The organism is Corynebacterium imitans (assembly GCF_000739455.1).
In the GTDB taxonomy this organism is placed as follows: domain Bacteria; phylum Actinomycetota; class Actinomycetes; order Mycobacteriales; family Mycobacteriaceae; genus Corynebacterium; species Corynebacterium imitans.
In genome coordinates this window covers 1,903,304-1,917,138 of sequence record NZ_CP009211.1, presented here as the reverse complement: position 1 = coordinate 1,917,138, position 13,835 = coordinate 1,903,304, and the positions used below count along the sequence as shown (strand labels likewise).

Genomic DNA, 13,835 nt, shown 5'->3' with positions numbered 1-13,835 from the left:
ATTGTCGCTTAGCTGGGGTTACGAATCGATTTCGAACCAGAGGGGGGACGCGTGCCCCCGCACGTTGTGCAGCCCGATGGTCAGCGTGTCGGCGCGGTAGGTCTGCACCGCGAATTCCACGGGCTGGCCCGCGTGGTCAAACACCGTCATCTGCACCTGAATGACCGGTGTACCTGCGGCGATGCGAAGCGCTTCGGCCTGCGCCGCGGTAGCGGCGCGAACGTTGAGGCGGCGGGACAAGTTGTTGCAGCTGATGCCGCAGGTGCTCAGGTGGCGGTGAATGGAATCCCGCGCCGGGTCGAGCGTGGCAAGCTCCTCCTCGAGGCTGGGATGGAAGTAGAGCGACTCGCACAGGAGCGGCGCCCCGTCCGCGGTGCGGGTGCGGCGGACGAGTACCGCCTGCGTATCACGGGCGACGCGCAGCGCATCCGCGGCGGGTTCCGGCAGCGGGGCGCGGCCGAAAAACTCGAGCACCTGGCCGGGAGCTTTGCCCATGTTGGTGATCCAGGCCGTGTTCGACAGGATCTCCTCGAAGGACTCGGTGCGCGTGTTTGACAGTACGAGGGAGCGTCGCCCCCGCCCTGCGGAGATCAGCCCCTCGGCGCGCAGCGTCGACAAGGCTTGGCGTACCGGCCCGCGGGAGGAGTTGAACTGCTTACACAGGTCCGCCTCCGAGGGCAACGGCTCGCCGGCGGGGATGCGCCCGGCGAAGATTTCATCACGCAGGTACGCCGCAATCTCCTCGTGCTGTTGCGGCGGCCGAAGTGGGTGCACCGGCGCGCCTAGGCGTCCCAGTGCTCGGACAGGATGTCCATGGAAGCCAGGACCTCCTCGTGGCTGGGGGCTTGTAGCGAGATCATCAGCTCGTCGGCGCCGGCGTGGCCTTGGAACCACTCGAGGTATTCGCGGACCTGCTCGCCGGTGCCCTTGGCGGTGTAGCGGAGCATGTCAATAATCTGGCGGCCCTGGAAGGAGTCGACCACGGCGTCAAGTTGTTCGTCATTGAGCACCTGGCCCCTCCTGCCCAGCATGGCGCGTACGCGATTGCGGTGCACCAGCGCAGTTTGACGCTCGGCGTCCTCTTCCGTTTCCGCGGCGGTGACGTTGACGGCTGCGACGCAGTAGGGCTCGGGGTAGCGCTCGGAAGGCTCGTAGTTTTCGCGGTAGTACGCGGTGGCCTGCTCTAAGTGCTGCGGGGCGAAGTGCGACGCGAAGGCGTAGGGCATGCCGAGCTTGGCGGCGAGGGAGGCACCGAACATCGACGAGCCGAGGATGATCAGCGGCACGTTGGTGTTAAAGCCGGGCATTGCGGTGACGCCGGGCAGTGGCGACTCGTTGGACAGCCATGCTTGGAGTTCCAATACGTCCTGCGGGAAGTTTTCTGCGGCGCGTGGGTCACGGCGCAGCGCGCGGCCGAGGGTCTGCTGGTCGGTGCCGGGGGCACGCCCCAGGCCGAGATCGATGCGTCCGGGGTAGAGCTCTTCAAGCATGCCGAACTGCTCTGCGACGACGTAGGGTGCGTGGTTGGGTAGCATCACGCCGCCGGAGCCGAGGCGAATCGTATTCGTCTTCGCACCGATGTGCGCGATGAGCACGGCTGGGGAGGAGGAGACGATGGAGCTCATGTTGTGGTGCTCTGCGTACCAGATACGCGAATACCCCAACGATTCCGCCTTCTGCGCAAACTCCACGGAACGTTGGAGTGATTCGCTAACGGTTTCGTCGGGGTATCGGGTACAAAAATCAATGAGCGACAGCGGGGTATGCATGCCCCCACACTACGCGGTGACGACCTCTCCGTCGATTGTTTCGTGGGTGCCGATCGCCATCGGGGTCTTGGGGTTAGCCAAGTCGATGGCGATGCCGATGACGAAGGTTACGGCGACGGGGACGACCCAGCCCAGCCCGTCGGCCTGCAGCGGCAGCCAGGTGATCAGCGGCGACAGCGCGTCGGCAGCCCAGCCCAGGCCGATGAAGGTCTCGATGGCGGAGTAGATCACGGCGACCCAGATCGGCAGGAAGAACGCCCAGGTAAAGCGGGTGCGCTTGGCAAAGGCGGGCTCGATCAGGGTGACGAAGATCAGCGCGATGGCCGGCGGGTAGAGGAAGCCGATCACCGGTGCGGCAATCGACATGACGAACTCGAGGCCCTGGGTCGCAATCAGTGCGGAGGTGATGGTGAAGATGATGGCCCAGGTGGCGTAGGAACCCGGGAACTGGGAAGAGAAGTACTCCGCGGTCGCGGTGATCAGGCCGACGGCGGTGGTCAGGCAGGCGAGCAGCACGATCAGGGCGAAGATGATTTGGCCTGCGGTGCCCATGGTCAGGTTGGAGGCGTCGGCAAGCAGCGCGGCACCGTTGTCGTACTGGCCCGGGTTCGGGATGACGCGGCCAATCGTGCCCAGGCCGAGGTAGATTGCGCCGAGCATGATACCTGCGCCGACGCCGGCCCAGATGGTGCCGCGGACGGTCTGCTTGCCTTCGCTAAAGCCCTTGAACTGCAGGGTGGAGATCACCACGATGGAAAACGCGAGTGCCGCGATCGAGTCCATTGTCAGGTAGCCCTCGAGCAGGCCCGCGGTGAACGGGCCGTCGGCGTAGGCCTCGGCAGGGGCGGAAGGCGCGGCGGTCCACTGGAAGGCGGCCACGGTGATCATGATGATCAGCAGGATGACCAGGGCGGGCACGAGGAACTTGCCCAGCGTCTCCATAATCTGCGTGGGGTTCCACGCCAGCGCGAGCGCCACGCCGAAGAAGACGACGTTAAACGCACCGGAGGCGAACAGGCCCTCCCAGCCGAACAGCGGGGTAATCGCGGTTTCCATCGAGACTGCGCCGGTACGCGGCAGGGCGTAAAAGGCACCGATGGAGAGGTATGCCAGCACGGGGAAGACCACGCCGAAGACGGAGCCGGCGCGCTGCGCAAGGTCGCGGACGTTTGCGCCGGACAGCGCAATCGCGATCACGGCGAGGACCGGCAAAAGCGCGCCGGTGCCCAAAAAGCCCAGGATGGCGGGCCAGAAGTTATCGCCGGCTTGCACCGCGAGCATCGGCGGGAAAATCAGGTTGCCCGCGCCGAAGAACATGGAAAACAGGGCGAGCGCCGTGATGACGATTGTTTTGGTGTGCCCGCCGCTGGCGGTGGGCGTTGCTGTGGAGCTCATTGAAACCTCCTTGTAAGTATCAGGTTGCTTAAGCGTACCCTGAAGATTCCATTTTTTGGAAACGTTTCCCGCCTAGTGGGAAACTTTCGGGCTTTCGCTTCTCGACGCCACGCTCCCCACCCCCACAAACCCCCAGCTCACACCCAGTCCGCGCGCACAGTACCCGCGCGCGGAACGCCTACCCCCGCTCTAGACCAGCTGCCTGATCGCACGCAGTGGGATATCGACCCAGTCGGGCCGGTTGTTCGCCTCGTAGACCACCTCGTAGGCGGCCTTGTCTACGATGTAGGCCGCGAGGAGCGCGTCGTCGTCCGTGCCGTAGCCGGCGAGCAACTCCGCGGTGCGCGCCTCTTCCCAGTCAGCGTCGAAGCCGCCGACCGCACGCGCGTAGCCGAGCGAGCGGACCATGCCGGCGACGTCGCGCAGCCGGTGGTCGGGGCGGCGGCGCTGCGCGAGCGGGCGCGCGGGCTCGCCCTCGAAGTCGATGAGGTACCAGCGCTCGGGCGTTTTCAGCGTCTGGCCGAGGTGTAGGTCGCCGTGGACGCGCTGCACTGGCGTCAGACCGGGAGCGTCGAGCGCCGCGTAGAGCTTGCGGATGCGCGGCGCGAGGTCCGCGAGCACCGGCGCGCGGCGCACGTAGTCCTCCAGGTTGGCGGCAAGGCGCTGCGCAATCCCTGCAGCCTCGACGTCCGCAACGCCGAACTCATCGGCCAGCGCGTCGTGGACGGTGCGCATCGCTTCGCCGAGCGCGCGCGTCGCGTCAGCGCCGAGCCCGCCGCCGGTGGCCAGGTCGAAGCCGTCCACGCCGCCAGAAATCAGCTCCTGCTGCATCGCCAGCGTTTGCTCGCCGCGGGTGACGTACGCGTTGACGGCGGCGACATTCGGGCACGCGCCGATCCGGCTCAGCAATTCGACGTCCGGGTTGAGTCCGTCCTCGAGCCGGCGGAAGACCTTCACGATGGTGTCGCCGACCACGAGCGAGGTGTTGGACTGCTCCGCGCCCAAGGCGGTGGTGGGGCCGCAATACAGCTCGCCGTGGACCTCGCCTAGCTGCGGCAGCGCCGCGAGGTAGGCGGTAGCGCCGGCGTCGGTGTGCAGCACGTCGGTGCTCAAGTCAGCGTTGAGCAACACTTGGTAGGTGTCGGTCGTGGTGCCATGCGTGACGTCGAGAAGCTGCCACTGCGCGTCTTCGACGGGGCGGGAGGCGACGACTTTGATGGCGTCGACGGGTTCGGACTTCGCGCCGTAAAAGCGCTGCGAGGCAATATCAAACATGGTGCTCCTAAGAGATGTCGAACCAGAAGAAGCCGTGCGGGGCCAGGGTGACCAGCCACGGCAGCTCGCCGATGGTCGGGAATTCGAGGCCGCCGGACAGCTCGCGCGGGGTAATGCCCGCGTAGTGGCCGAGCTGCATCTCCACGGCCTGCGGGCGCGAGCTCATGTTGTGCACGCACAGGATGCGCTCGACGCCTCCCGCGCCCGCGTCGTACTCGCGGATGAACGCCAGCACCTGCTCGTTGCCGTGCTCGACCTCAATGTAGGAGCCGCGGCCGAACGCCTTGTACTGCTTGCGGATGTGCACCTGCTTGCGCACCCACTGCAGCAGCGAGTTCTCGCGGTTCATTTGCGATTCCACGTTGATGATGTGGAAGCCGTACTGGTCGTTGCGCACCGGCGGCAGGTAGAGGCGCTCCGGCTCCGCCTTGGAAAAGCCGCCGTTGCGGTCGTTGGACCACTGCATCGGGGTGCGCACGCCGTCGCGGTCGGGCAGCCAGATGTTGTCGCCCATGCCGATCTCGTCGCCGTAGTACAAAAACGGCGAACCCGGCAGGCTCAACAGCAGGGCGTGGGCGAGCTCCAAGCGGTCGCGGTGGCCGCCCAGCAGCGGCGCGAGCCGGCGGCGGATGCCCACATTGGCGCGCATGCGCGGGTCGTAGGCGTAGTGCTTGTACATGTAGTCGCGCTCTTCCTCCGAGACCATCTCCAAGGTGAGCTCGTCGTGGTTGCGCAGGAAGATGCCCCACTGGGCGGTCGCGGGGATCGCCGGGGTCTCGCGCAAGATGTCGATGATCGGCTGGGCGGATTCCTGGTGAATCCCCATGAAGATGCGCGGCATGACGGGGAAGTGGAACGCCATCTGGCACTCGTCGCCGACCCCGTCGGGGCCGCCGTCGCCGAAGTAGGCCACGACCTCATCGGGCATCTGGTTGGCTTCGGCGAGCAGGAAGCGGCCGGGGTACTCCTCGTCGAAAAGTGTGCGCACGCGCTTGATGAAGCCGTGGGTTTCTTGCAGGTTCTCGGAGCTGGTGCCCTCGCGCTCGAAGAGGTAGGGGATGGCGTCGAGGCGGATGCCGTCCATGCCCAGGTCCAGCCAGAAGCGGATGATGTCCAGGATTTCTTCCTGCACCGCCGGGTTGTCGTAGTTCAGATCCGGCTGATGCGAGAAGAAGCGGTGCCAGTAGTACTGCTTGCGCACCGGGTCCCACGTCCAGTTGGACTCCTCGGTGTCGATGAAGATGATGCGGGTGCCGTCGTACTTCGTGTCGTCGTCGCTCCACACGTAGTAGTCGCCGTAAGCGCCGTCCGGGTCCTGCCGGGAGGCCTGGAACCAGGCGTGCGTGTCCGAGGTGTGGTTGATGGGGAAATCGGTGATGATGCGGATGCCGCGCTTGTGCGCGGAGTCGATCAGGGAGATGAAGTCCTCCACCGTGCCGAACTCCGGCAGCACCTTGCGGAAGTCGCGGATGTCGTAGCCGCCGTCGCGCAGCGGCGAATCATAAAACGGCGGCAGCCACAGGCAATCCACGCCCAACCATTGCAGGTAGTCGAGCTTTTCCTCCAGGCCTTTCAGCGTGCCCGAGCCGGTGTCGTCCGGATCGTAGAAGGCGCGGACGAGGACTTCGTAAAACACCGCGTCCTTGTACCACTCGGGCTCGGGCCGCTCCCAGGGCTGCTCCGGGGGCGCGGGGGGCAAGAAATCTGAGGCCTGTGGTGTCTGCTCCATGTCCTCCTACAGTAGGCGAATCGCCTCCGCTATGCGGTCGACGGCCTCCCTCAGGATCTCCGGGCTCGTGGCGAAGTTCAGCCGCGCCTTGTGCTCGCCACCGGGCCCGAAGCTTAGGCCCTCGTTCATAGCCACCTTCGCGTGCGTGCGCAGCCACGTGGCCGGCTTGTCGGTGGTGAGCTTGGTGTTGCGGAAATCCAAAAACATCAGGTACGTCGCTTCCGGGACGTTGACCTCGATGCCGGGGATCTTCTCCGGCAGCACCTCAGCCAACCAATCGCGGTTGTTGCGCAGCTGGGCGACCTCCTCATCGAGGAAGTCGCGCCCGTCGCGGTAGCAGGCCTCGGCCACAACAATGCCGAGCGTGCCGGTGCCGTCTTTGGCCACACCGCTCAAGCCCTGCCAGGTGCGCACGTCCTCGTCGTTGGAGAAGATCAGCTGCGCGCACTTGAGCCCCGCCACGTTCCAGGCCTTGGAGGCCGCGGTAATGGTGATGCACACGTCCGGGTTGTTCGCGGCCGCGCACGTGTGGACGCCGTCGAAGACGAGCGGGGCGTGGATCTCGTCCACGATCACGCGCGCGCCGTGGCGTCGGGCCAGCGCGCAGATCTCGTCGAGGCGCTCGGCGTCGAATGTCCAGCCGCCGGGGTTATACGGGTTGGTTAAGATCAGCGAGCCCGCGCCGCGCGCAAAGGCTGCCTCCAGCTCATCTAAGTCCAGCCCCGGCACCGCGGCCACGTTGATGCGCTCGCGCCCGGCGGTCTCGGCGACCTCCAAGAACGGGTGGTAGGCCGGCACCGGCACGATCACCGGGCCTTGCGTGAAGTGCTGGATGGCTAACAGTACGCCGCGCACCACGTCCGGGATGGGGAAGATGCGCGCCGGGTCGGGCCGCCAGCCGTAGCGCACGTCGTAAAAGTCCGCGGTCAGTTCCGGCAGCTGCTGCGCTTGCGGGGCGGGTGTGTAGCCGAACATTTCGCGCTCGACCGCGTCTGCGATGGCGGCGCGCACCGGCTCGGCGGTGTGAAAGTCGCTTTCCGCCACGAACAGCGGCAGCACATCGTCGTCGTACTGGGTCCATTTGCGGGTTCCGCGTGCGCGGAGCGTTGAAAGTTCAGGGAAATCCATAGGGCCCAAGCTTATCGACGCCCCGCTTTCCACCCCAGCGCTACATTCACGCCCGCGCGTCGTCCTCGTCTTCGTCGTCTGCGCCATCAAGCTGGAAACCGAAGGACTTCAGGCGTGCGCGGTCCGCAGCCGAAGAGGACGCGGTCAGCGCGAGCAGCTCTGAATAAATACCGCCCGAGACCGCGAGCTCGGCGGGCGAGCCGATCTCGTCGATGCGGCCGTGATCCAAGGTGATGATCGTGTCCACATCCGCGATCGTGGACAGGCGGTGGGCGATCATGATGGTGGTGCGGTCCTTCATCAGCTCGTCGAGGCCGGCCTGCACGGCGCGCTCCGCCTTCGTGTCCAGCGCGGAGGTCGCCTCGTCGAGGACCAAGATGGGCGCGTCTTTCAGCATGGCGCGGGCCACGGCCACACGTTGGCGCTGCCCACCGGAAAGCCGCAGGCCGCGCTCGCCGATGACGGTGTCGTAGCCGTCCTTGAAACGCATGATGAAGTCGTGGGCGCTGGCGCGCTTGGCCACGTCAATGACCTCCTCGCGGGTGGCGGTCGGCAAGCCGTAGGCGATGTTCTCGTGCACGGTGCCGGAAAACAGGGCCGGCTCCTGGAAGACGACGCCGGTGGACGCCCGCAGCTCTTCTACGCTTAAGTCTTTGAGGTTGCGGCCGCAGATGGTGAGCGTGCCGTCGACAAGCGGATAGAGCCCCAAGAGCAGATTGACGATGGTGGACTTGCCGCCCCCGGACTCGCCAACGAGCGCGATCTTTTCGCCCTCGCGCGCCGAGAAGGTGAGGCCAGAAAGGACCGGCTCGCCGGGGGTGTAGGCAAAGGAGACGTCGTCGAAGGCCAGGACCGGCTCGTTGACGGGCAGGGGGTGATGCTGCGTGTCGCGAAGCGCGGGCACGTCGGTGGATTCGGTGGCGGCGACGAGCTGGGCGTTGGCGGTCGGCTCGTGTTCTTCGTCCATGACCTTGAAGTAGTCGCGCGAGCCGGCGATGGCGCGCTGCGCGGCATCCACGATCCAGCTCATCATCTGCGCCGGCTGGCGGGCCATGGTGACCATCTGGATGAGCATGACCATCTCGCCGATTGTGAAGTGGCCGTGCAGCGTGCGCAGGAACAGGATGAGGTAAATGCCTAAAAAGATCGCGGTCATGGCAACCCCGCGCACTGTGTCCATGCTGTGCCACCAGCGCGACTGCGGGCGTGTCAGCGCGACCGTCTCCTGGTAGTGGTGGCCGAACTTATTTAGCTCACGCACCTCGGCGACGAAAGACTTGGTCACCTTGACCTGGCCGACTACCTCAGCGAAACGGCCGTTGGCCTCGTCCACGTTCGCGTTTTTGTCCTGCTCGTAGCGCTGCCACCGCTTCGAGGTCAGCGCGGTCAGCCACATGTAGAGCGGGAAGAGCAGCGCGAGCAGTATTGTCAGCGGCCAGTAATAGTAGGCCGTGATCGCGAGAATTGCCGCGACTTGCAGCAGCATCGGCAGGAAATTGTTGGCGAAGGACTGGATGAACTGCGTGACGTTCGCGATCGAGCGATCCAGCCGCGCGATGATCGTGCCGGTGATCTGCGTATCGAAGTAGCGCTGCGGCAGCGACAACAGCTTGGCAAAGTAGCGCGTGGACAGGATCTGCCGGATCCGCGCCACCATCACATCACCCAGGTAGCCGGACACGTTGCGCAACAGCGCTGCGGCGGATTCTGCGGCAAAGAGCGCCAGCGCCAGCCAGATCACAGTGCGGGTGGGCGCGGGGCCTTCCGGGGAGCCGACGTAGTCGACGATGGTGTCGGTGGCCTCCCGAATGAGGAAAGGCGAGACCAGCCCCAGCGCCGCAACGCCGGAGGAGATGAGGACCACGGCCAAGTAGTACGGCCACAGCGCAGAGGCGCTGCGGAGCACACGCAACAAAGACTGCATAGTTTGGCTAGGGTACCCGCGCTGTACAGTAGGGAAGAATCGAAACGTCCACTGCTACAACGAGTTAAAAGAGGCGTGTATGTCACACCGTTCGCAGTTCATCGCCGTATTTTTGGCCGCCACCTCCGTTTTCGCGCTGTCCGGCTGCGTCAGCGGTAAGGAGAGCGAAGAGGCCCAGGAAGAGGAGATTGAGATCACCACGCCGACCGGCGCGCCCGCCCCGGAGTTCAAGGCGGATGAGGTCGACCCGGTCGTCACTGACAAGCTCAACGGCGACCGCGTCGAGGACCCGGCGATGGATCTGTCGTACAAATGGCAGGGGACAAGCTACGAGCCCAACGGCGGCACGGTCGTGGTGGTCGCGGTGACCAACGAGAGCGACGTGCCGATGCCGGCCGACACGCTCACCCCGCAGCTGCGCTACAACGCGGGCGGCACCTCGATGCAGACGGCGGATCCGAAGAGCGCGGAAAACGCGGACGTGGACATCATCGGCGTGGACCTGCCGCTCGGCCCCGGCGCGACCACGAACGCGAAGTATGCCTTCGACGTGTCCACCGGCAACCTGTGGGACGCCGAGTTCACCATTGGTAACGTGACGTTTAAAGGGAATCTGAATAACTAATGCGAGAGCAAGTAGTGCTTATCGACGCCACGGGGACCCCCATCGGTGCCGCCGACAAAGCCGAAGTGCACACCGATTCCACGCCGCTGCACCTGGCGTTTTCCTGCTGGCTGCTGGACGCGGACGGCCGCCTGCTGCTCACGCGCCGCGCGCTGGGCAAGCTGACCTGGCCCGGCGTGTGGACCAATTCCTTCTGCGGCCATCCTGCTCCCGGCGAGGCGACGGTGGACGCGGTGCGCCGCCGCGCCGCCGAGGAGCTCGGCATGCCGGCGATCGACGCGATCACCGAGGTGCTGCCCGACTTCCGCTACCGCGCGGTGGATTCCTCCGGCGTGGTGGAAAACGAGGTCTGCCCGGTCTTTAGCGCGCGGATGGCCCCGGGCGTGGAGCTCGACCCCAACCCGGACGAGGTGGACTCCTGGGCGTGGGTGGAACCGCTGCAGCTCATCCGCGCCGCGGAGGCGACGCCGTTCGCGTTCTCGCCGTGGCTGGTCGAGGAGCTTGCTGACGAGCGCCTGCGCGACGCGCTCTAACTGACCGGCCCGAAAACGCCGCGCAGGTAGCCGAGCGGGTCAGTGACTTCCGCTGCGCCCGTGCCGTCGAGGCGCACGCGTATGACGGTTTTGGCATCCGTGTATCGACGCCACCCGGCCTCGCCGGTACGCGCGAAGTGGGTAAGCCACGCGTTGAGTCCTGAGCCGATCGTGAACGCTGGCCTGAGCTCCTTTGAGTGGTACGCCGGCCGGGTGTCGGTGGGGTAGAGCTCGGCCTGCCACAGCGCGCCGGGCGCGCCCTCGGCGATGTCGTCGACCCAGCGCCTGCACATCGCATCCGAGATGAGCCGGCCGCCGACGGCACGCGGATCCATCGCGGCCGCGTGTGCGAAGTAGCCGCGTGCTTTGCCCTTCGCCACACCCATGTGCCGCGCCATGACCCTGGCTGCGGGTTTGCCGATCCCGGCGCGGTCGAAAGGCCTGCCGGTGGGCATGAATTCGTCGCGTGTGGAGGTGACTATGAGTGGGACGTCGGCAAGCGCGGCCGCGTCAAACGGGAAGGGGCCGAGCGCGATGTCGGTGATGTACTGGGTGCGGAAGCGCCCGTAGGCGCGCGCGAGGCGCTGCGGGTTGCGCGCGGCCAACGCGTTGAGCTCGCCGCGCAAAAGGGGCGTGCCGAGCGCGCCGCGTGCAGCCCACCTGCGAGATTCGAAACTGCGGCGCGGGAAGACCGGGGAGGCTGCCACCGCGCGCCGGAATTCGCCTTTGAAGTGGTCGCGGCGTGCAAGCCAGAGCGTGATGTCCGCGCCGGCGCTATGGCCGACGAGCGTCACGTTGGTGGGATCCCCGCCGAAGGCCTCGATGTTGCGCTGGATCCACGTGAGCGCCGTGGCGCAGTCCTGCACCGCCCGGTATTCGTGTGGCGCGTCGTCGGCAAACGGCAGCATGCCGGGGAACTTCAGCCGGTAGCCCACGCGCACGTGCACGAAACCCTCGCGCGCAAAGCCTTCGGCGTTGCTGTAGGTATCGGTGTGGCTGCCTTCCTCGAAGCGCCCGCCGTGGATGTAGACGAGCACCGGCAGGTCGTCGTTTCTGCGCGCGCCCTCGGGGGTGGCGATGGAAAGACGGTTGCCACCGTGTTCCGGGGCGGTGGCGTCGATAAGCAAGCCCGTCGGCGCGGGCTCGGGCGGATTGAAGGGGGCCGGGAGGTGTGCGTAGGGGATGGAGTGGAAGGTGCGGACCTCGCCGTCGCTGGTGCCGACGATCGCCCCAGCGGGACACGTGACTTGGGTTTCGCGCGTAGACATGCCGCAATCTTAAACGCCTAAGATGGCCGCCATGACCAATCCACTGCTTGCACCATCGACGCTGCCGTACCAACTGCCCGATTTCGACGCCATCGAGCTGGCTCACGTCGAGCAGGCGTTTGCTACGGCGCTTTCCCGCCACGAGGCGGAAATCGCGGCAATCTGCGCGGAAGCAACCCCCACGTGGGAAAACACCGTCGAGGCCTTCGAACTGGCAGGCGCTGACCTGGATCGCGTGGCTGCCTGGTTTTTCAACCTGCAGGGCACCGACGCCACCGCCGAGTTCGACGCCGTGGCCGATCGCATCGTGCCGCGGCTTACCGCCCACACGGACGCGATCTACCAAAATGCCGGGCTCTACCGTCGGCTGCGCGCCGTCGAGGTGCCCGCCGACGAGGAGTCGCAGCGCCTCCACGACCTGCTGTTGCGCCGCTTTAGCCGCCGCGGCGCGGATCTCGACGCCGTCGGTCAAGCGCGGCTGCGCGAGCTCAACGAGCGGCTCGCCGAGCTCTCTGAGCACTTCGGCCGCAACCTGCTCGCCGACACCAAGCGCCTCGCGGTCCGCTTCACCCGCGAGGAGCTCGCGGGGGCAAGCGAGGACCAGCTCGCCGCGTTTGCCGACGGCGACAGCTACCTCATCCCCATCGAACTGCCCTCGACCCAGTCGCTCCAGGCCGACCTTACCGACCCCGCCGCCCGCCGCGCGCTTTTCGACGCCTCCTTGTCACGCGGCGCCGAATCCAACGCCCCACTTGTGCGCGAGGCTGTCACACTGCGCCAGGAGCGCGCGAAGCTGCTCGGCTTTGCCACACACGCCGACTACGTCATTGCCGAGGAAACCGCGGGCACCGCAGATGCAGCGCGGGCGCTGCTCGCGGACCTCGCGCCGGCCGCGGCGGCGAACGCGGCAGCCGAGCGCAAACTCGACGGCGAGCTCGCGGCCTCCCGCGGGGCCGACCTCGGCGAGGACGGCCTCGACGGTGCCGACTGGCCGTACTGGTCCGCGCAGCGCCGCGCCGAGGAGCTCGACGTCGATGAGGCGGAGCTGCGCAAGTACTTCCCGCTGTGGCAGGTGCTCGAGGACGGCGTCTTCTATGCGGCAAACCTGCTCTACGGCATCACCGTGACCCGCCGCGAGGACCTGCGTGCCTACCGCGAGGACGTGCAGGTGTGGGAGGTCAAAGACCACGACGGCACGGGCCTCGGCCTTTTGCTTACCGACTACGCCGCGCGCGAGAGCAAACGTGGCGGTGCCTGGATGAGCAGCTTCGTCGACCAGTCGCACCTGGCCGACACCAAGCCGGTGGTGGTCAACGTGATGAGCGTGAACAGCGAGCTGCTCACCATCGACGAGGTCACTACCGTCTTCCACGAGTTCGGCCACGCCCTGCACGGCCTGCTCTCGGACGTGCGCTACCCGTCGCTATCTGGCACCAACGTCCCGCGCGACTGGGTCGAGTTCCCCTCGCAGATCAACGAGAACTACGCGTTCGCGCCCGAGATCGTGCGCAACTACGCCCGCCACGTCGATACCGGCGCGCCACTTCCGCCCGCCATGTTGAACGCCGTGCGTGCCTCGCGCGCCTTCGGCCAGGGCTTCGCCACTGCGGAATACCTCGCGGCCGCGGCGATCGACCTGGAGTGGCACTCACTCGACGGCACCCCGCCGCAGGACATCGACGCCTTCGAGGCCGACGTTTTGCGCCGTTACCACCTTGACGTGCCGGGGCTCACGCCGCGCTACCGCTCGACCTGGTTCAACCACATCTTCGCCGGCGGCTACTCGGCGGGCTACTACTCCTACCTGTGGGCCGAGGCGCTCGACGCCGACGGCTTCGAGCTCATCCGCGAGCAGGGGATTAACCGCGACACCGGCGAGAAGTTTCGCGAGGCGATCCTCTCGCGCGGCGCTTCCCGCGACTACGCCGAGGCCTACCGCGCGTTCCGCGGCCGCGACAAGGACACCCGCCCGCTGCTTGTGCGGCGCGGGCTCGAGGGGACGGCGGTGTAGCGCATGTTCGCCTTGAGCCCCTGGCTGCAGCTGCCCATCGTGCTTGTCGTCGCGCTGCCGCTTTCGTCGGTTGCGGCGTGGGCGATGCTGCGGGTCACAGACTGGCTGGCGTACCAGCGCAACCAGGCCTGCGTACGGCAGTTGCCGCCCGAGCCGACGCGCGAAGTAGACTAAGCGC

General features: G+C 66.5%; 12 protein-coding genes. 4 read left to right on the top strand and 8 right to left on the bottom strand.

The genetic code is table 11. The annotated features are described in order from the left end of the window. Positions 1-18 precede the first annotated feature (18 nt). The 7 genes from CIMIT_RS08950 to CIMIT_RS08920 all read right to left on the bottom strand — a co-directional run bounded on the left by CIMIT_RS08950 (position 19) and on the right by CIMIT_RS08920 (position 9,220). Complete coding sequence (locus CIMIT_RS08950) at positions 19-774, bottom strand: GntR family transcriptional regulator (RefSeq protein WP_038591937.1); 756 nt, start codon at positions 772-774, stop codon at positions 19-21. Positions 775-782: 8 nt separating this feature from the next. Continuing rightward, positions 783-1,769, bottom strand: a complete 987-nt coding sequence (locus CIMIT_RS08945; RefSeq protein WP_038591934.1) for an LLM class flavin-dependent oxidoreductase — start codon at positions 1,767-1,769, stop codon at positions 783-785. Positions 1,770-1,778: 9 nt separating this feature from the next. Beyond that, on the bottom strand, positions 1,779-3,164 hold the full coding sequence (brnQ, locus tag CIMIT_RS08940; protein ID WP_038591931.1) for a branched-chain amino acid transport system II carrier protein: 1,386 nt from the start codon (positions 3,162-3,164) through the stop codon (positions 1,779-1,781). Between the two features lie 189 nt (positions 3,165-3,353). Further along, complete coding sequence (locus CIMIT_RS08935) at positions 3,354-4,439, bottom strand: trehalose synthase (protein WP_038591928.1); 1,086 nt, start codon at positions 4,437-4,439, stop codon at positions 3,354-3,356. 7 nt (positions 4,440-4,446) lie between these two features. Beyond that, complete coding sequence (gene treS / locus CIMIT_RS08930) at positions 4,447-6,168, bottom strand: maltose alpha-D-glucosyltransferase (RefSeq protein WP_038591925.1); 1,722 nt, start codon at positions 6,166-6,168, stop codon at positions 4,447-4,449. Between the two features lie 6 nt (positions 6,169-6,174). Continuing rightward, on the bottom strand, positions 6,175-7,296 hold the full coding sequence (locus CIMIT_RS08925) for a MalY/PatB family protein (protein WP_038591922.1): 1,122 nt from the start codon (positions 7,294-7,296) through the stop codon (positions 6,175-6,177). 46 nt (positions 7,297-7,342) lie between these two features. Beyond that, positions 7,343-9,220, bottom strand: a complete 1,878-nt coding sequence (locus CIMIT_RS08920; protein ID WP_038591919.1) for an ABC transporter ATP-binding protein — start codon at positions 9,218-9,220, stop codon at positions 7,343-7,345. A 79-nt stretch (positions 9,221-9,299) separates the two neighbouring features. Between CIMIT_RS08920 and CIMIT_RS08915 the strand changes: the two genes are divergently transcribed. Both CIMIT_RS08915 and idi read left to right on the top strand, forming a co-directional pair. Continuing rightward, on the top strand, positions 9,300-9,845 hold the full coding sequence (locus tag CIMIT_RS08915; RefSeq protein WP_051904914.1) for a hypothetical protein: 546 nt from the start codon (positions 9,300-9,302) through the stop codon (positions 9,843-9,845). Then, positions 9,845-10,378: an isopentenyl-diphosphate Delta-isomerase gene (gene idi, locus CIMIT_RS08910; RefSeq protein WP_038591916.1), complete on the top strand. Its 534-nt coding sequence runs from the start codon at positions 9,845-9,847 to the stop codon at positions 10,376-10,378. Before CIMIT_RS08915 ends, idi begins: the two co-directional genes overlap by 1 nt. Here idi and CIMIT_RS08905 read toward each other — a convergent pair. After that, a complete protein-coding gene (locus CIMIT_RS08905) occupies positions 10,375-11,646 on the bottom strand; it encodes an alpha/beta fold hydrolase (RefSeq protein ID WP_038591913.1) in 1,272 nt (423 codons plus the stop codon). The genes idi and CIMIT_RS08905 overlap by 4 nt on opposite strands. Before the next feature lie 31 nt (positions 11,647-11,677). Here CIMIT_RS08905 and CIMIT_RS08900 point away from each other — a divergent pair, with 31 nt between their 5' ends. Both CIMIT_RS08900 and CIMIT_RS12740 read left to right on the top strand, forming a co-directional pair. Beyond that, positions 11,678-13,657, top strand: coding sequence for a M3 family metallopeptidase (locus CIMIT_RS08900; protein ID WP_038591910.1), 1,980 nt, complete (start codon positions 11,678-11,680; stop codon positions 13,655-13,657). Between the two features lie 3 nt (positions 13,658-13,660). Continuing rightward, a complete protein-coding gene (locus tag CIMIT_RS12740; protein ID WP_157727812.1) occupies positions 13,661-13,831 on the top strand; it encodes a hypothetical protein in 171 nt (56 codons plus the stop codon). Positions 13,832-13,835 lie beyond the last annotated feature (4 nt).